This window comes from Spirillospora sp. NPDC000708 (assembly GCF_040299565.1).
GTDB lineage: Bacteria > Actinomycetota > Actinomycetes > Streptosporangiales > Streptosporangiaceae > Spirillospora.
Genome location: NZ_JBEPCJ010000013.1, coordinates 18,692 through 35,322, shown reverse-complemented (window position 1 = coordinate 35,322; position 16,631 = coordinate 18,692). Strand labels below are relative to the sequence as shown.

Annotated in this window: 19 protein-coding genes and 1 riboswitch; of the genes, 11 read left to right on the top strand and 8 right to left on the bottom strand. The window is 73.4% G+C overall.

From position 1 onward, the window contains the following. Positions 1–97: 97 nt before the first annotated feature. Complete coding sequence (locus ABT299_RS12240) at positions 98–751, top strand: class I SAM-dependent methyltransferase (protein ID WP_500250737.1); 654 nt, start codon at positions 98–100, stop codon at positions 749–751. Here ABT299_RS12240 and ABT299_RS12235 read toward each other — a convergent pair. Continuing rightward, complete coding sequence (locus ABT299_RS12235) at positions 719–1,570, bottom strand: sigma-70 family RNA polymerase sigma factor (protein WP_500250736.1); 852 nt, start codon at positions 1,568–1,570, stop codon at positions 719–721. The two genes, ABT299_RS12240 and ABT299_RS12235, sit on opposite strands and share 33 nt — an antisense overlap. Before the next feature lie 78 nt (positions 1,571–1,648). Between ABT299_RS12235 and ABT299_RS12230 the strand changes: the two genes are divergently transcribed. Then, positions 1,649–2,344: an FMN-dependent NADH-azoreductase gene (locus tag ABT299_RS12230; protein WP_500250735.1), complete on the top strand. Its 696-nt coding sequence runs from the start codon at positions 1,649–1,651 to the stop codon at positions 2,342–2,344. Positions 2,345–2,355: 11 nt separating this feature from the next. Here ABT299_RS12230 and ABT299_RS12225 read toward each other — a convergent pair whose 3' ends face one another. The 4 genes from ABT299_RS12225 to ABT299_RS12210 all read right to left on the bottom strand — a co-directional run bounded on the left by ABT299_RS12225 (position 2,356) and on the right by ABT299_RS12210 (position 5,138). Then, complete coding sequence (locus ABT299_RS12225) at positions 2,356–3,123, bottom strand: globin domain-containing protein (RefSeq protein WP_190863400.1); 768 nt, start codon at positions 3,121–3,123, stop codon at positions 2,356–2,358. A 72-nt stretch (positions 3,124–3,195) separates the two neighbouring features. Then, on the bottom strand, positions 3,196–3,738 hold the full coding sequence (locus ABT299_RS12220; protein ID WP_500250734.1) for a copper resistance CopC family protein: 543 nt from the start codon (positions 3,736–3,738) through the stop codon (positions 3,196–3,198). Further along, positions 3,735–4,448, bottom strand: a complete 714-nt coding sequence (locus tag ABT299_RS12215) for a YcnI family copper-binding membrane protein (RefSeq protein ID WP_500250733.1) — start codon at positions 4,446–4,448, stop codon at positions 3,735–3,737. Before ABT299_RS12215 ends, ABT299_RS12220 begins: the two co-directional genes overlap by 4 nt. 75 nt (positions 4,449–4,523) lie before the next feature. After that, positions 4,524–5,138: a hypothetical protein gene (locus tag ABT299_RS12210; RefSeq protein WP_190863404.1), complete on the bottom strand. Its 615-nt coding sequence runs from the start codon at positions 5,136–5,138 to the stop codon at positions 4,524–4,526. A gap of 108 nt (positions 5,139–5,246) precedes the next feature. Continuing rightward, a riboswitch (cobalamin riboswitch) is annotated at positions 5,247–5,475 on the top strand. Between the two features lie 94 nt (positions 5,476–5,569). On the opposite strand from ABT299_RS12210, the gene ABT299_RS12205 reads away from it, so the two are divergent. From ABT299_RS12205 to ABT299_RS12195, 3 genes are all read left to right on the top strand, one after another. Beyond that, positions 5,570–7,894 (top strand): ribonucleoside-diphosphate reductase subunit alpha, encoded by a 2,325-nt coding sequence (locus ABT299_RS12205; RefSeq protein WP_500250732.1) that lies wholly within the window; start codon positions 5,570–5,572, stop codon positions 7,892–7,894. Then, a complete protein-coding gene (locus ABT299_RS12200; RefSeq protein ID WP_387027946.1) occupies positions 7,894–8,892 on the top strand; it encodes a ribonucleotide-diphosphate reductase subunit beta in 999 nt (332 codons plus the stop codon). Before ABT299_RS12205 ends, ABT299_RS12200 begins: the two co-directional genes overlap by 1 nt. A gap of 78 nt (positions 8,893–8,970) precedes the next feature. Continuing rightward, positions 8,971–9,267 (top strand): hypothetical protein, encoded by a 297-nt coding sequence (locus ABT299_RS12195; protein WP_500250731.1) that lies wholly within the window; start codon positions 8,971–8,973, stop codon positions 9,265–9,267. Positions 9,268–9,331: 64 nt separating this feature from the next. Here ABT299_RS12195 and ABT299_RS12190 read toward each other — a convergent pair whose 3' ends face one another. Beyond that, a complete protein-coding gene (locus tag ABT299_RS12190; protein ID WP_500250730.1) occupies positions 9,332–10,312 on the bottom strand; it encodes an aldo/keto reductase in 981 nt (326 codons plus the stop codon). Positions 10,313–10,433: 121 nt separating this feature from the next. Here ABT299_RS12190 and ABT299_RS12185 point away from each other — a divergent pair, with 121 nt between their 5' ends. The 3 genes from ABT299_RS12185 to ABT299_RS12175 all read left to right on the top strand — a co-directional run bounded on the left by ABT299_RS12185 (position 10,434) and on the right by ABT299_RS12175 (position 13,263). Then, on the top strand, positions 10,434–11,294 hold the full coding sequence (locus ABT299_RS12185) for a helix-turn-helix transcriptional regulator (protein ID WP_500250729.1): 861 nt from the start codon (positions 10,434–10,436) through the stop codon (positions 11,292–11,294). Between the two features lie 68 nt (positions 11,295–11,362). Continuing rightward, positions 11,363–12,319, top strand: coding sequence for a DMT family transporter (locus tag ABT299_RS12180; RefSeq protein ID WP_500250728.1), 957 nt, complete (start codon positions 11,363–11,365; stop codon positions 12,317–12,319). A gap of 11 nt (positions 12,320–12,330) precedes the next feature. Continuing rightward, complete coding sequence (locus ABT299_RS12175; protein WP_500250727.1) at positions 12,331–13,263, top strand: LysR family transcriptional regulator; 933 nt, start codon at positions 12,331–12,333, stop codon at positions 13,261–13,263. Positions 13,264–13,275: 12 nt separating this feature from the next. Here the strand turns inward: ABT299_RS12175 and ABT299_RS12170 are convergent, their stop codons facing one another. Then, complete coding sequence (locus tag ABT299_RS12170) at positions 13,276–13,707, bottom strand: MarR family winged helix-turn-helix transcriptional regulator (RefSeq protein WP_500192454.1); 432 nt, start codon at positions 13,705–13,707, stop codon at positions 13,276–13,278. 98 nt (positions 13,708–13,805) lie between these two features. Here ABT299_RS12170 and ABT299_RS12165 point away from each other — a divergent pair, with 98 nt between their 5' ends. Beyond that, complete coding sequence (locus ABT299_RS12165) at positions 13,806–14,441, top strand: MBL fold metallo-hydrolase (protein WP_190863422.1); 636 nt, start codon at positions 13,806–13,808, stop codon at positions 14,439–14,441. A 7-nt stretch (positions 14,442–14,448) separates the two neighbouring features. Here the strand turns inward: ABT299_RS12165 and ABT299_RS12160 are convergent, their stop codons facing one another. Continuing rightward, positions 14,449–15,351 (bottom strand): DUF6924 domain-containing protein, encoded by a 903-nt coding sequence (locus ABT299_RS12160; protein WP_500250726.1) that lies wholly within the window; start codon positions 15,349–15,351, stop codon positions 14,449–14,451. 118 nt (positions 15,352–15,469) lie between these two features. On the opposite strand from ABT299_RS12160, the gene ABT299_RS12155 reads away from it, so the two are divergent. Both ABT299_RS12155 and ABT299_RS12150 read left to right on the top strand, forming a co-directional pair. Continuing rightward, positions 15,470–16,087, top strand: coding sequence for a superoxide dismutase (locus ABT299_RS12155; RefSeq protein WP_500250725.1), 618 nt, complete (start codon positions 15,470–15,472; stop codon positions 16,085–16,087). A gap of 128 nt (positions 16,088–16,215) precedes the next feature. Further along, positions 16,216–16,629 (top strand): acyl-CoA thioesterase, encoded by a 414-nt coding sequence (locus tag ABT299_RS12150; protein ID WP_190863522.1) that lies wholly within the window; start codon positions 16,216–16,218, stop codon positions 16,627–16,629. The last annotated feature ends 2 nt before the right edge of the window (positions 16,630–16,631 follow it).

The window sequence follows — 16,631 nt, the reverse complement described above, 5'->3', positions numbered from 1 at the left end:
GGGCATGGTCGGACATCCAGAGTGACCCACGCCACCCCCGAACGGGGGTACTCCTACCCGCGCGGCGCCGCCGCCGATCGCCGTAGGGTCGGTGAGCATGATCGCCTCCCACCTCGCCACCACCCGCGCCGGCTACGACTCCGTCGCGGACCTGTACGCCGACCTGTTCGGCACCGCGTTCCTCGACATGCCGTTCGACCTCGGGATGATCAACGCGTTCGGGCGGCTCGTCCGGGACGCCGGGCCGGTCGCCGACCTCGGCTGCGGCCCCGGGCACCTCACCGCCCACCTGCGCTCGCTCGGCTGCGACGCGTTCGGCGCCGACGTGTCCGCGGAGATGATCCGGATCGCCCGCGCGGCGCACCCGGGCGTCCGGTTCGACCACGTCCCGATGACCGAGGTGGACGTCCGCGACGGCGAGCTCGGCGGCGTCCTCGCCTGGTACTCGATCATCCACGCGCCGGTGGCGGACGTGCCCGGCCTGCTCGCCGCGTTCCACCGGATGCTGGCGCCCGGCGGGCACCTGCTGCTCGGCTTCTTCGCGTCCGACACCGCCGAGCCCGTCCCGTTCGACCACAAGGTGGCGCCGGCGACCCGCTGGCCCATCGACGCCCTCGCCGACCTGGCGGCCGGCGCCGGCTTCGCCGAGGTCGCGCGGCTCCGCCGCGAGCCCGGCGAAGGCGAGCGCCACCGCCAGGGCCACCTCCTCGTCCGCAAGTCAGCGCAGGAGGGCGAGGCGGAGGCGGTGTAGGCGGGCCGGGTCGCTGATCACGGTGAAGCCGGCGATCCGGCTGTCCTCCACGGCGACCTGGAGGACGGCCGCGAGGCGCCCGCGGGGGGCGACGACGACGCCGACCGCGCCGTCCACCAGGGCGAGACGGGCGTTCCGGGCGCGGACGGGGTTGGCGAGGGTCTCCCCGGCGATGCGGCGGGCGCCGCGGACCTCCGCCGCACCCTCGGCGCGCCGGAACGCGTCCGGCGCGAGGACCGCGAGCAGCGCGTCCATGTCGCCGGAGCGGGACGCGGCGAGGAACGCCGACACGGCCTCCCGCTGCCGCGCGAGGTCGGCGGCGGGCACCGACGGCGACCCCTGGACGCGCTGCCGGGCCCGGCTGGCCAGCTTCTTCGTGGTCTCCGGTGTCCGCTCGACGATCCCGGCGATCTCCGCGAACGGCACGGCGAACAGGTCGTGCAGCACGAACGCGACGCGCTCGGCGGGGCCGAGGCGGTCCAGGACGACGAGCATCGCCAGCCCCACCGAGTCGGCGAGGACCGCCTCCTCCTCGGGGTCGCCCCCGGCGTGCTCCGGCCCGTCCAGTCCGTCGAGGCCGCCGGGGTCCTCGCCGCGGCGCCGCCGCGACCGCAGCATGTCGAGGCAGATCCGCCCGGCGATCGTGGTCAGCCAGCCGGGCAGGTTCGCGACGCCCCCGGCGCCCGCCCGGGACGCCCGCAGCCACGTCTCCTGGACGGCATCGTCGGCCTCGTCCAGCGAGCCGAGCATCCGGTACGCGACCGCCCGCAGGTGGCCGCGGCACTCGTCGAACCGCTCGGCCAGCACCTGCTCGTCCATCGGTCCCCTTTCGTCGGCGCGGGTCGTCATAGCTGTGGGAACAAGGACGACACGAGAGCGAAGGAGACGCGCTCCACCATGCTATCGGCCCACGACCAGGTCACCTCGCTGCTGCACCTGGACTCCAGCCACTCCGGCGACTCCATCACCCGGCGCCTGTCCGCGCGGTTCGCGGACGCGTGGCGGGAACGGCACGGGACGTCCGGCTACCGGTACCGCGATCTCGTCGCCGATCCGGTGCCGCCGATCTCGGCGGCCTACTGCGAGCTCGGACGCCGCGTCGAGAAGAACGGCTACGTCCCGCCCGCAAAGGTCGACGCGCTCGTCGAGGGCGCCGCCGAGGAACGCGAATGGTCGCTGACCCTGCCGCTGATCGAGCAGTTCCTGGACGCCGGAACGGTGCTGATCGGCGCTCCGATGTACAACTTCTCGATCCCCGCGTCGCTCAAGGCGTGGATCGACCGGATCACCTTTCCCGGCGCGTACAACGACCCGGACACGGGCCGGAGCCTACTGCACGGCAAGCGGGTCGTCGTCGTGACGGCGCGCGGCGGCGCGTACGGTCCCGGTACGCCGCGCGAGGGCTTCGATTTCCAGGAGCCCTATCTGCGGGCCTATTTCGGCAATCTCGGTGTCGCCGAGGACGCCGTTTCCTTCGTCAACGCCGAAATGACCCTCGCCGACCTCGTCCCGCATCTGGCGCGATTCAGGGGAATGGCGGCACGGTCACTCGCCGAGGCCCGCGAGGCGGTGGTCGATCTGGCCGCGCGGTAGCGGCGCAGCCGCTACTTGGCGGGGGTGTAGGGCGGGGCTTCGCCCCAGCTCCAGTGGGGCATGGGCGCTTCGAGGGGCGGGGTCGCGCCCGGCTGGGAGTTCGCCAGCGCGATGCGGGTGCCCCACTCGATGTAGGACGCGAACGCGGCGCGGAACTCGGGGTCGGCGGGCAGTCCGGCCTCGTCCGCCGCGTCCATGAGCAGGCTCACCCAGCGGCGGCGCTGCGCCTCGGTGATCGCCTTGCCGAGGTGCTGCCGGACCATGTGGTGGTAGCCGCCGCGCTCGCGGCTGTAACGCTCGGGGCCCCGGAACACCTCGCCCAGCCAGATCGCGACCCATTTCGGGTGGTCCGGGGCCATGTGCTCGAAGAGGGGGCGGAGCAGGTCGTCCTTGAGGACGGCGGTGTAGAAGACCTCGGTGAGGCGCTGGAGGGCGTCGGCGCCGCCGGCCCAGTCGTACATGGTGGGGACGGACGAGCCCTTGCCGTGGACGGGCGTCGCCTCGTAGTGCCGCATCTCCTCGATCTGCTGGACGTACGGCTTGATCTCGGCGAAGAAGGCGGGGAAGTGCTCGCCGGAGCGGAAGCCCTGGGAGTGGTCCTCGGCGGACGTCCAGCGGATCCGCAGGATGTAGCACTCGGGCTCGTCGACGCAGCGGGTCAGCTCGTAGTCGACGCACTGAGGGGCGGCGGCGAGCGGGACGGCGGCGCGGGCGTAGGCGGCTTCGAACTCCTCCGCCCTCGCCCGGTCGATCCGGTAGCGGATGTACTCGACGATCACTGGGCCCCCAGGGGTGATCTTCCGGTCGGTAATCACTGTAACGCTGTAATCACCCGACCGGAAGACCGATGATCATTTCTCCGGGGATTCTCCCGAGGTTCGGCGGTACCAGGCGAGCCCGCCGCCCGCGACCACCACGACGGCGGCGGCCAGGCCGATCCACAGCCAGCCGGACGAGCCGCCGGAGCCGTTCCCGGCGGCCTTCGCGGCGGGCGCGGTCGCCCCGGGCGCGGTGCCGGCGGCGCCGGTGGACCCGGTGACGGTGAACGTGTAGGTGCCGCTGATCGGGTGGCCGTCCGGCGACACGACGCGCCAGCCGACCGTGTACACACCGTTCGGCAGCGTGCCCTTCACCGCCTCGGTGACCTTGTTGTCCACCGCCTGGGCCTTGCCCGCCTCGTGCCGCCCGCCGCCGGCGTCCGTCAGCACGACCTGCGGCAGCTGCACCGGGTCGGCGTACGTCAGGACGATCTGGGTCGGCGGCGCGACCGTCGCGTTCGCGGCGGGGTTCGCGCCGGTCAGCGACGTATGGGCGGAGGCGGGCGGGACGGTCAGCGCCAGCGCGGCGAGGGCCGCGGCGGCGCCGGCGGCGGTGCGCCGGACGGCCCGGCTCACGCCCGGCTCCGCGCCCGGGACAGGCCGTAGCCGCCGACCGCGATGCCGATCACGCCGACGCCGATGCCGGCGCCGCCGAGCACGCGGGCGGTGCCGTCGTCGGAATTCGCCTCCGCCTTGGCGGCGGGCTTGGACCGGGCGGTGAGCCCGGCGGCTGCGGTGTCGGAGGCGCCCTTGGGCGTCAGCTTGAGCGTGGGCGCCGGGTGCTCGGGCTCGTTGGTGCCGTCGCCCGGGTCCTGCTCCCACTTGACGACCTGGCCGTCGGAGTAGGTCTGGTCGGCCTTGAACGTCAACGTGTCGGTGTCGGTCGGCAGCGGGCCGAGCGAGACGTCGAACTCCTGGAACTGGCCGGGCTCGATCCTGCCGCCGGACCAGGTGATCTGCGTGACGGCCTTGGTCAGCTCGCCGCCCTCGGTCTTGACCGGCTTCGGCAGCGTGGACTCCACGACCTTCGCCGTCCAGCCGGGGACGGGCCGCACCGACACCGACGCGAGCGGGTGGTCGGTGGGGAGGTTCACCACGAGCTTGGTGGTGGCGGCGTTGTCCTCCTCGTTCGGCACCCGGAACGAGACCTTGGCGTAGGAGCCCTGCTCGGCGGTCTTCGGGTTGACGGTGACGTGCGCGGACGCGGCGGTCGCGAACGCGACCACGCCGGCGCCGGCGAGGACGGCGAGCGTGCCGAGCCGGCGGGCATGCGTGCGGGAAGGCAAGACGGAACTCCGTTCGAGTCGTACGGGAAGGGCCGGGCGCCGTGGATCCGGCGGCCGGTGACGTACGGCGCTCGCTCAGAGGTGGGCGAGCGCCCTCGAACGCGGAGGGGGTCCCCGCCGGACGACCTGGTGCCGGAGCGCGCGTCCCGTGGCGATCGCGCCGGCCGCCACCGGCACCACCGGGGTACGCAGCGGGCGCTCCGCCGGTTCGATCAGCAGCAGCGCGAGCAGCAGCCGGATCGGGCGGTCGGCGGCGGACGCGAGGCGCCGCGCGAGGGACCACGCGGCCCGCTCGCCGCGCCGCAGCCACCAGGCCGCGACCACGGCGGCGGCGACGTGCGCGACGGTCATGGACGTGCCGGAGCCGTGCATCGCGGGCGTCGCGGCGGCGTGTCCCGCGTGCGCGGCGGTGTCGCAGTCGCGCATGCCCTCGGTGGCGCTCGCGAACAGCGTGTGCAGCGCGAACTGGCCGCCGAGCAGCCCGCCCATGATCGTCGGGAGGGAGCGCTCGTGGCCGGCGAGGGCGGCGGCGACGGCGAGGGCCGCGCCGAACCCGGCGAGCACCGCCCAGCCCGGCACCGGCTCGTGCGACGCCAGGTCGTGGCCGACGGTCGCGAGCGCGACGCACACGGTCGCGAAGACGACCGCGCGCGCGGTGCGGAAGGCCGGCTGCCTGGGACGCGGGGACATGACGGGGACATCGTCCCACCCCGGTCCGCGGGCGCGCATCCGACCCCCGCGATCCGGTCCCGACGCGCCCTACATGTTGGGGTTGCGCAATGAGGATCAACAAGATGTAGGGTTCAATCCCGTGCTGGTTCGCCCCCGCCGCTCGCGGCGGGGGCGTCGTAAGAGGGAACCCGGTGCAAGTCCGGGACTGCCCCGCAGCGGTGAGCGGGAACGACCGCCGTCACAGGCACTGAACCGGATCGTCCGGATCGGGAAGCGACGGCCAGTAGGTCGTGCCTCCGGCAGGAGGCGCGGGTGCCCGCGAGTCCGAAGACCTGCCATGCACGCCGTACGTCCGAGGCTTCGCGGGTGAGCCGGGGGACGGTGCGCGGCAGCCTGCCGCCGCGCCCGTTCGCATGCCCTCGCGAGGCCGTCTCACGAGGGGAGAGAACGTGACAGTCACCATGCCCGCGGAGGCGCCGGCCGCCGAGCGGATCGCGGCCGAGGTCGCCGCGGCCTGCGCCGGCGTCGAGGGGACCGCGCCGGAACGGGTGCTCGGCGCGGTCCGGGCCGGGGACGGCGCGAGCGCCGCCGCCCTGCGGGACCTGGCGATCGGGGAGGCCGCCGCGCTGGTCGCGGTGGAGCCGGGGTACTCCCGGGTCGCCGCGCGGCTGCTGGCCGCCCGGATCCGCGACGAGACCGCCGAGGCCGGCGTCCGGGGCTTCGCGGAGTCCGTCGCCGCCGCGCACGCCGAGGGCCTCCTCGCCGACGGCCCCGCCGCGTTCGTCGCCGAGAACGCCGCCGCGCTGGACCGCCTCATCGACGAGGGTCCGGGGGGCGCGGGGGGTCGCCCCCCCTCGGGAGGCGCGGTCGAGGAGGCGGACGACCGGTTCGGATACTTCGGGCTCCGCACCCTCTACGACCGGTACCTGCTGCGGCATCCGCGGACCCGGCTCGTCCTGGAGCGGCCGCAGCACTTCTTCCTGCGGGTGGCCGTGGGCCTGTCCGACACCGTCGACGAGGCCGCCGAGCTGTACCGGCTGCTCAGCACGCTGTCCTATCTGCCCAGCTCGCCGACCCTGTTCAACTCCGCGGCGCGGCGCCCGCAGCTGTCGTCGTGCTTCCTGCTGGACTCGCCGCGCGACGAGCTGGAGGCGATCTACGAGCGGTACGGGCAGGTCGCGCGGCTCAGCAAGTACGCGGGCGGGATCGGGATCTCCTGGACGCGGGTCCGGTCGCGCGGGTCGCTGATCCGGGGGACGAACGGGCACTCGAACGGGATCGTCCCGTGGCTGCGCACGCTGGACGCGTCCGTCGCCGCCGTCAACCAGGGCGGCCGCCGCAAGGGCGCCGCGTGCGTGTACCTGGAGCCGTGGCACGCCGACGTCGAGGAGTTCCTCGAACTGCGCGACAACACCGGCGAGGAGGCGCGCCGCACCCACGACCTGAACCTGGCGAACTGGATCCCGGACGAGTTCATGCGCCGCGTCGAGGCGGACGGGACGTGGTCGCTGTTCGACCCGAAGGAGGTCCCGGAGCTGACGGACCTGTGGGGCGACGCCTTCGACGCCGCGTACCGGGCGGCCGAAAAGGAGGGCCGGTACGTCCGGCAGGTCCCGGCGCGGAAGCTGTACGGGCGGATGATGCGGACGCTCGCGGAGACCGGCAACGGCTGGATGACCTTCAAGGACGCCGCGAACCGGGCCTGCAACCAGACCGCCGAGCCGGGCCGGACCGTCCACCTGTCGAACCTGTGCACCGAGATCCTGGAGGTCACGGGCGATAACGAGGCGGCGGTGTGCAACCTCGGGTCGGTGAACCTGGCCGCGCACGTGTCGCCGTCCGGGATCGACTGGGACCGGCTCCGCGCGACCGTCCGCACCGCCGTCCGGTTCCTGGACCGCACCATCGACCGCGGCTTCTACCCGACGCCCGAGGCGGAAACGGCCAACCGGAAGTGGCGTCCCGTCGGCCTCGGCGTCATGGGTCTCGCCGACGTGTTCTTCACGCTCCGGCTCCCGTTCGACTCCGCCGAGGCCCGCGAGCTGTCCACCCGGATCGCCGAGGAGATCGCGCTCGCCGCCTACGCCGCGTCCGCCGACCTCGCCGAGGCGCACGGCCGGCTCCCCGCCTACGCCGAGACCCGCACCGCGCGCGGCCAGCTGCACATCGACCACTTCCCGGACGCCGCGCCCACCCGTCCCGCCGAATGGGACGCGCTCCGCGCCCGGATCGCCGACGTCGGGCTCCGCAACTCGCTGCTGATCGCGATCGCGCCGACCGCCACGATCGCGTCCATCGCGGGCTGCTACGAGTGCATCGAGCCGCAGGTGTCCAACCTGTTCAAGCGCGAGACGCTGTCCGGCGAGTTCCTGCAGATCAACGGGTACCTCGTCGAGGACCTGAAGTCGCTCGGGCTGTGGAACGACGCCGTCCGCGAGGCGATCAAGCGGGCGAACGGCTCGATCCAGGGCCTCGTCGACCTGCCCGAGGAGATGCGGGACCTCTACCGGACGGCCTGGGAGCTGCCGCAGAAGGCCCTCATCGACCTCGCCGCCGCCCGCACCCCGTACATCGACCAGTCGCACTCCCTGAACCTGTTCATGGAGACGCCGACGATCGGGAAGCTGTCCTCGATGTACGCCTACGCGTGGCGCAGCGGCCTCAAGACCACCTACTACCTGCGCTCCCGGCCCGCCACGCGGATCGCGCAGACGACCGTCGCCGCGGCGGTCTGCTCCCTGGAGAACCCCGAGACCTGCGAGGCGTGCCAGTAATGCCGCTGCTCGACCCCGGCATGGACCTGACCCTGCGGCCCATGCGCTATCCCGACTTCTACGAGCGCTACCGCGCCGCGATCCGCAACACCTGGACGGTCGAGGAGGTGGACCTCGCCTCCGACCTCGCCGATCTCGCCCGCCTCACGCCGGCGGAGCTGCACCTGGTGAACAGGCTCGTCGCGTTCTTCGCCACCGGCGACTCGATCGTGGCGAACAACCTCGTCCTCAACCTCTACAAGCACGTCAACGCGCCGGAGGCGCGGCTGTACCTGTCGCGGCAGCTGTTCGAGGAGGCCGTGCACGTCCAGTTCTACCTGACCCTCCTCGACACCTACCTGCCCGACCAGGACGAGCGGGCCCGGGCGTTCGCGGCGATCGAGCACATCCCGTCCATCCGGGCGAAGGCGGAGTTCTGCTTCCGCTGGATCGACTCGCTCGGCGCGCTGGACGAGCTGCGCACCGCCGCGGACCGGCGCGCGTTCCTGCTTAACCTGATCTGCTTCGCCGCGTGCATCGAGGGCCTGTTCTTCTACGGCGCGTTCGCCTACGTGTACTGGCTGCGCTCCCGCGGCCTGCTGAACGGTCTCGCGTCCGGGACGAACTGGGTCTTCCGGGACGAGTCCATGCACATGGAGTTCGCGTTCTCCGTCGTCGACACCGTCCGGGCGGAGGAGCCGGAGCTGTTCGACGCGGAGCTGACCGCGCAGGTCACGACGATGCTGGAGGAGGCCGTCGAGGCGGAGCTGGCGTTCGCGCGCGACCTGTGCGGCGACGGCCTGCCCGGGATGAGCGCCGGCGACATGCGCGCCTACCTGGAGTACGTCGCCGACCAGCGGCTCGCCCGCCTCGGCCTGCCGGTCCGCTACGGGACGGCGAACCCGTTCGCGTTCATGGAGCTGCAGGACGTCCAGGAGCTGTCGAACTTCTTCGAGCGCCGCGTGTCGGCATACCAGATCGGTGTGGAGGGCACCGTCGCCTTCGACGAGGCGTTCTGACGCCCCGCGGGCCCCGGCCCCGAACTTTCCGGCCGGGATACGCGTTGAACTGGGGAAGCTAGGCCGAGGAGGAAGAACATGGCTTCTCTCATCGACCGGATCATGAATTTCGTCCGGGGACCGCAGGGGCAGAAGGCCCGGGCGAAGGCGGAGCGGCTCGCGCAGAGCCCGCAGGCGCAGAAGGCGAAGGCCAAGGCGGAGCAGTTCGCGCACGGCCCGCAGGGCCAGAAGGCGCGGGCCAAGGCGGAGCAGCTCGCCCGCAGCCCGCAGGCGCAGAAGGCCCGCGCGAAGGCGGAGCGGTTCATCAACGACCCGCGCAACCATGAGAAGGCCCGCAACCTCCTCTCCCGCCTGCGCGGCGGTCCCCGCCGCTGACCGCGCGGACGGCCCGCCCCGATCCCGGGACGGGCCGTCCGGCGGCTCCGGCGTGGGGGCCGGCTCAGGTGTCGAGGTTGGCGAGGTAGGACTCGTTGCCCTGGGCGCCCGCCGCCGCGTCCGGGGGGACGATCTCCTCCAGCCGCGCGAAGACCGGCGCGTCCAGCGCCAGGTCCCCGGCGGCGGCGTTGGCGCGGGCGTTCGCGGCCTTGCGGGTCCCCGGGATCGGCAGCGCGCCGCGGTCGACCAGCCAGGCCAGCACGAGCTGCGCCGCCGTGACGCCCTGCTCGGCGGCGAGCGCCGCCACCCGGTCCGCGAGCGAGACGTTGCGCTCCACGTTGCCGGCCTGGAAGCGCGGGTTCCCGCGCCGCCAGTCGCCCGCCTCCAGGTCGTCGAAGCCGCGGACCTGGCCGCCGAGGAGGCCCCGCCCGAGCGGGCTGTAGGCGACGAACGCGACGCCCAGCTCCGCGCACGCCGGGATCAGCTCCTTCTCCGGCGCCCGCTGGAGCGGCGAGTACTCGGTCTGCAGCGCCGTCACGGGGTGGACGGCGTGCGCGCGCCGCAGCGTCCGCTCCGACACCTCCGACAGCCCGTACCCGCCGATCTTCCCCGCCTGGACGAGCTCGCCGAGCACCCCGGCCGTCTCCTCGATCGGGGTCGTGGGGTCGAGGCGGTGCAGGTAGTACAGGTCCACGTGGTCGGTCCGGAGCCGCGACAGGCTGGCGTCCAGGGCCCGCCGGACGTACTCGGGCCGCCCCATGCCGGGGACGAGGATGCCGTCCGCGTCCTGGTTCCCGCCGAACTTGGTGGCGAGGACGTACTCGTCCCGCCGCTTCTCCAGCGTGCGGCCGATCAGGGTCTCGCTGTACCCGGCGCCGTAGATGTCGGCGGTGTCGACGAACGTGACGCCGGAGTCCAGCGCGGCCAGGAGCGTCTCGGTGGCGTCGCGCTCCTCGACGCCGCCGTAGACGGGCGCCACGTTCATCGCGCCGAACCCCACCACCGACACCTGCGGGCCGCCCGTTCCAAGGGTGCGATAGCGCACTGGTCAGTCACCTCTCGTCTGTCATGGATGTGCTTTCACCCTGCCGCGCGCGCCCCCGGGCGACCAGTGCCCGCCGATGGCTAGGACTCAGAGGGCCACCGTCCGGAGGCACACTGGGCCTATGGCGACACGCGAGATGGCGGACTTCCTGCGTTCCCGGCGCGACCGCATCAGACCCTCGTCCGTGGGCCTGCCCGACGGCGGGCGGCGGCGCGCCCCCGGCCTGCGCCGCGCGGAGGTGGCGCTGCTCGCCGGGATCAGCCCCGACTACTACATGCGGCTGGAGCAGGGCCGCGGCATCCGCCCCTCGCCGTCGGTCCTGGACGGTCTCGCCCGGGCGCTCGTCCTCAACGACGACGAGCGCGACCACCTCTACCGGCTGGCGCTGTCGCTGCCGTCCCCGCCCTCCGCCGCCGCGGACGCCCCGGTGGCGGACGCCCCGGTGCACCCCACCGTGCGGCGCCTGCTGGACGAGATCGCCCCGGTCCCCGCCTACGTGATCAACCCCCGCCTGGACGTGCTGGCCTGGAACGGGACGGCCGCCGCGCTCATGCCGCACCTGGCGGAGCAGCCCGCGTCGCGCCGCAACATGCTCCGGTACGCGCTCTGCGACCCGCGCGCCCGCACGTTCTACGTGGAGTGGGAGGAGGTGGCCCGGCACGGCATCGCGCAACTGCGCACCGCCACCGGCCGCGACCCGGACGACCCCGCGACGCGGGCCCTGATCCGCGAGCTGTCACGGACGCCGCACTTCGGCACCTGGTGGGACCGGCAGGACGTCAAGGGCCCAGGCATGGGCCGCAAGGAGTACCGGCATCCGGTGGTCGGGCGGCTGGCCCTCGACTACATCGGCATGGTCCTCCCGGGCACCCCCGACCACCAGTTCGTCACGCTCACCGCCCCCGAGGACGGCCCCGCCCGAGCCGCCCTGGACGAGCTCGCCGCCCTGGCCCGCTCCCGAGCGCCGGCGCACATCGAATAAGCATCACTGAAGCTTTTCGCAGCAAAAAGTAACTGGATCTTCTCCGTGTGGTCCGGGACGGTGGCGGGATGGCCTCCCGCTCCGGTTCCGCTCACGTTCTCGCCCTGGCGGGCACCGTCGTGCTCTGGGCCTCGGCCTTCCCCGCCATCCGGGTCGGCATCGACGGCCTCGGCGTGGCGGCGCTGTCGTTCCTGCGGATCGCGATCGCGGCGATGGCGCTGGCCCTGGTGGCGCCGCTGGCCAAGGTGCGCCCGCCCCGGCGCCGCGACCTGCCGATGATCGCCTTGTGCGGGGCCACCGGCGTCACCGCCTACCAGGTCCTGCTCAACTGGGGCGAGGTCCGGGTGGAGGCCGGGACCGCGAGCCTGCTGATCGCGACCGCTCCCGTCTTCAGCGTCCTGCTGGGAAGCCTGCTCCTCGAGGAGCGGCCGACCCGCACCGTCATCGCCGGGAGCGTCGTCGCGCTCGCCGGCGCGGCCATGGTCGGCCTGGCCGAGGGCACCGGCGGGTTCACCGTCTCGGCCCTCATCGTCCTCGCCGCCGCCGTCGTCCAGGGGACCTACCACTTCGCGACCAAGCCCCTGCTCCGCCGCTACACCGGCCTGGAGGTCGCCACCTACGCGATGGCCGCGGGAACCGTCTTCGCGCTGCCCCTGGTCCCCGCGGCGTGGCCCGCGACGTTCCGCGCACCGGCGGACGCGTTGGCCTCCGCGGTCTACCTGGGGCTGCTGCCGTCCGCGCTCGGCTTCGTCATCTGGGCCTACGCGGTCGCCCGCCTGCCGCTCGCGGCCTCCACGGCGGCCCTGTACCTGGTGCCGCCGGTGGCGCTGATCGTCTCGTTCGCCTGGCTCGGCGAGGTGCCCCACCCCGTCGAGCTGTTGGGCGGCGCGGTCAGCGCGGCGGGGGTGATCCTCATCCACCGGCACAGGGCGGCTCCGGATCCCGGCGACGCCCCGGACGGCGACGTGCCCGAGGCCGTCGGGACACACTTGGAACCTCCGCCCCGATTCGAGCGAACCGAGTAAGGAGCCCGTCCGTGCTCGACGTACGCCGTCTGCGGATCCTCCAGCACCTGGCCGCCTACGGCACCGTCGCGGCCACCGCCGAGGCCCTGCATCTGACGCCGCCGGCCGTTTCCCAGCACCTCGCCGCCCTGCGGAAGGAGGCGGGCACGCCGGTGGTGGAGAAGGTCGGCCGCACGCTGCGGCTGACCGCGGCCGGAGAGCTGCTGGTGGCCCATGCCGAGATCATCCTGGCGGAGCTCGCGGCGGCCGAGTCCGGCCTGGCCGCCCTGCAGACCGGACGGCGCGGCATCGTGCGGATCGCCGCGTTCCCCTCCGCCGCCCGCGCCCTCGTCGCGCCCCTGTGGCGGCGCCTGGCCGAGACGGACGCCTCGCCCGCCCCTTCGCTGCGGCTCTCCGTCGTGGAACCCGACGAAGCCCTCGACCAGCTGCGCAAGCGCTCCACCGACCTCGCCGTGGTGCACAGCTACACCGTGCTGCCGCGCGACTTCCCCGCCGCATGCGAGCAGGCCGTCCTGATGGAGGAGCCGGTGCTGCTGGCCCTGCATCCCCGGCAGGCCGAGGATCTGCACCTGGCCCCCGGGCAACCCGCGGATCTCTCCCGGCTGTCCGATATGCCGTGGCTGACGCCCGGGCCGGAGACCTCCTGCCACGAGATGATCCAGCGCGCCTGCGGCATCGCGGGCTTCGTCCCGGACATCCGCGCCCGCGGCAGCGACTTCTCCGTGCTGGCCGCCCTGGTCGCGGCGGGAGCGGGCGCCGCCCTGATCCCTCGCATGGCGTTGCCGGAGACCACCGCGGCCCTCAGCCTCCACCCGCTGGTCCAGCCCGTCTCCCGGACCATCTTCACCGTCAGCCGGGCGGGCACCGCCAGGCGCCCCGACCTGCGGCGCGTCCTGGACCTGCTCCACGACCCGGCGGCCGTTCCCGGGGGAGCGCGCGACTGACCCCGTGCCGGATCAGTGCGGGCCGGCGGACGCGGTCAGGCGGTCGAGGAGGGCGGGGAGCTCGGCGAGGCGGTCCTGCTCGTCCGGGGTGAGGGCGGTGGCGATCGCGGCGGCGAGCCAGTCGCGGCGGGCGCGGCGGTCGCGGTCGAGGGCGGCGCGGCCCTCGGGGGTGATCGCGATGACGCGGCCCCGGCCGTCGCGGGGGTCGGGACGGCGGACGGCGTAGCCGAGGCTCTCGAGGTCCTTCACCGTGCGGCTCTGGCTCTGGTGCCGGACGCGGCGCCGCTGCGCGAGCGAGGCGATGCTCGCCTCGCCCTCGCGGTCGAGCAGCCCGAGCGTCTGCGCGACCGGCGGCGCGAGCGCGTCGGCCTGGGACCGGGCGGTGCGGACGAGCCCGCCGATGGACGTGCGCAGCCGCTCGGCGAGCTGGTCGTGGTCCGTCATGGCGGCCTCCGGGGTGCGGCGTCCCGCCAGTATATACAGCAAAGGTGTACAGTTTGAGCTGTAGATATGGCGGAACGGACAGGAAGGAAGGCCGCCCGATGCAGCTCACCAAGCACGCCCACGCCTGCGTCGTCCTCGAGAAGGAGGGCACGACGATCGTCCTCGACCCGGGGAAGTTCACCCCGGACGCGGAGGCCGCCGTCGCCGCCGCGGACGCCGTCCTGATCACCCACGAGCACTTCGACCACTTCGACGACGCGCTCCTCGGCGCCGCCCTCGACAAGCGTCCCGACCTGCACGTCTACGGTCCCGCCTCGGTGCGGGACAAGCTCGGCGAGCACGGCGGGCGGGTGCGGGCCGTCGCGTCCGGCGACGCGCTCTCCATCGGGGACTTCGCCGTCACCGTCCACGGCGAGCGGCACGCGGTGATCCACCCGGACATCCCGATCGTGGCCAACACCGGCTACCTGATCGACGGCCGGCTGTACCACCCGGGCGACGCCTACCACGTGCCGGACGTCCCGGTGGAGGCGCTGCTGCTGCCCACCAGCGGGCCGTGGACGAAGCTCGCCGAGGCCGTCGACTTCGTCCGGAACGTCCGGCCCAGCAGGCTGCTCCAGATCCACGAGCTGATGCTCAGCGAGCTGGGCCAGAACTCGGTCGCCGGAATGCTGAACAACCTGACCGGCCTGGAGATGACGCTCCTCGCCCCGGGGGACGCCCGCGAACTCTGAGCGGGCGCTAGACGAAGTCGGCGAAGTCCATGTTCGCGATCTCCAGGTTGGCGGCCATGCTCCCGGCCTCGTCGAGGGGGACGCGGGCCACCTGGCCGGGGGTGTCGTAGAGGTCGACGACGAGCAGCGGGCGGGCCGGATCCGCGAGGGCCTCCGCGTCCGCGAGCGCCACCATCGTGGTGTGGCCGTCCGGGCTCCGGCCGGGCGGCACGAGAGCCGGGACCTGGCCCGGCTGCAGGTCCGCGTAGGCGGGGTCGTCGACGACCACGGGGTCCAGGTCGACGTGGTCGCCGTACTCGCCGTCCTCGGGCTCCCCGTCCGGCTCCGGATCGGGGAGGGCGCCGAGCAGCGCGCGCCAGCCCGCGTCATCGAGGAAATCGGTGCGGACGAGGATCGTCCCGCCGCCGGCGGGCAGCCGCGGGAACGAGGTGCGGACGACCGCGGTCGGGGTGGGGGTCTCCGGGGCGCCGCCGTCGCCCCGGTACCTGCCGCACCGGTCCATGCCCTGGACGAGCTCGTCGAAGCGCAGGGCGCCGGACGCCAGGTCCGCCAGGACGCGGCCGAGGTCGTTCGCGGCGACCCGGACACCGCGTCCGGGGACGTCGCGCATGTCGACCACCAGCGGATCGTCACCGCCGAACACGACGGGGATGTCGGCGTGCACGATCACCTGCGGCGCCGGGCCGTCCGCCGCGGCCAGCGCGGGGAAGTCCCCGCCGTGCAGGTAGTCCCAGCCGGGGTGCTCGGCGAGGCGGAGCCGTACGCCGCCGTCCAGCGTGACCGTGTCGCCCTCGCGCCGTCCGCCCAGGGCGGTGAGGGCGCCGCCCCAGCGGGCCTTGCCGTCCTCGTAGGAGGTGCAGACGAGCAGCACCTCGCCGGGCGCGGGCGCGGGCAGCCTCGGGTGCGGCATGGGGCCTCCGTCGGAGTGGCAGGACGAGCCGTCGCGCCGATTCTGCCGGGGGCCTCGGACATCGGGCGCGCTTGTTGCAAGCTGGACGTAGGTGCGAATAATTTGCAATAGTGGCGGCATGGCCGACTACACGCTGCCCGACCTGCCGTACGACTACGCCGCGCTGGAGCCGGCGATCACCGGGGAGATCCTGGAGCTGCACCACTCCAAGCACCACGCCGCCTACGTCAAGGGCGCCAACGACACGCTGGAGAGGCTCGCCGAGGCGCGCGGCAAGGAGCAGTTCGGCGGGCTGGTGGGGCTGGAGAAGACGTTCGCGTTCAACCTGTCCGGGCACGTCCTGCACTCGATCTTCTGGGACAACCTGTCGCCGGACGGCGGGGACCGCCCGGACGGCGAGCTGGCCGCCGCGATCGACGAGCACTTCGGGACGTTCGACGCGTTCCGCAAGCAGCTGACGACCGCGACGTCCACCGTCCAGGGGGCCGGGTGGGGCGTGCTCGCGTGGGAGCCGCTCGGTGAGCGGCTCGTGGTCGAGCAGGTCTACGACCACCACGGGAACGTGGGCATGAACACCACGCCGCTGCTGGTGTTCGACGCCTGGGAGCACGCGTACTACCTGCAGTACCGCAACGTGCGGCCGGACTACGTCGAGAAGCTCTGGTCGCTGGTGAACTGGACGGACGTCAAGGCCCGCTTCGACAAGGCCCGCTTCGACAAGGCCGGCACCGCGTAGACGGCCGCCGCGCCGCGTCCCGAGACCACGGCGCCCTCCAGGCCGGGATCGTGCTCAGAACCCTTTCCCTGCGGCCCGGAGGGCGCCGTGCCGCGTGCCACCAGGGGATACCTAGACTGGCGCGCGTGATGAGCGACTACCCGCACCAGGTCAGCGTGCCGACGCGCTGGAAGGACAACGACGTCTACGGCCACGTCAACAACGCCGTGCACTACTCGCTGATGGACACCGCCATCAACGAGTGGATGATCGGCAAGGCGGGGTTCGCGCCGCTGGACGCGCCGTCGATCGCGCTCTGCGTGGAGTCGCACTGCCAGTACAAGGCCGAGGTGTCGTTCCCGGACACGATCCGTCTCGGCCTCCGCGTCGGCAAGCTCGGCACGTCCAGCGTCCGCTGGGAGATCGGCATGTACCGGGCGTCCGACGACGCGCTCATCGCCGAGGGCCACTTCGTGCACGTCTTCGTCGACCGGGAGACCCGCCGTCCCGTGCCGATCGCCGAGCCGATGCGCACGGAGATGGCCAAGCTCGTCGTGGCGTGACG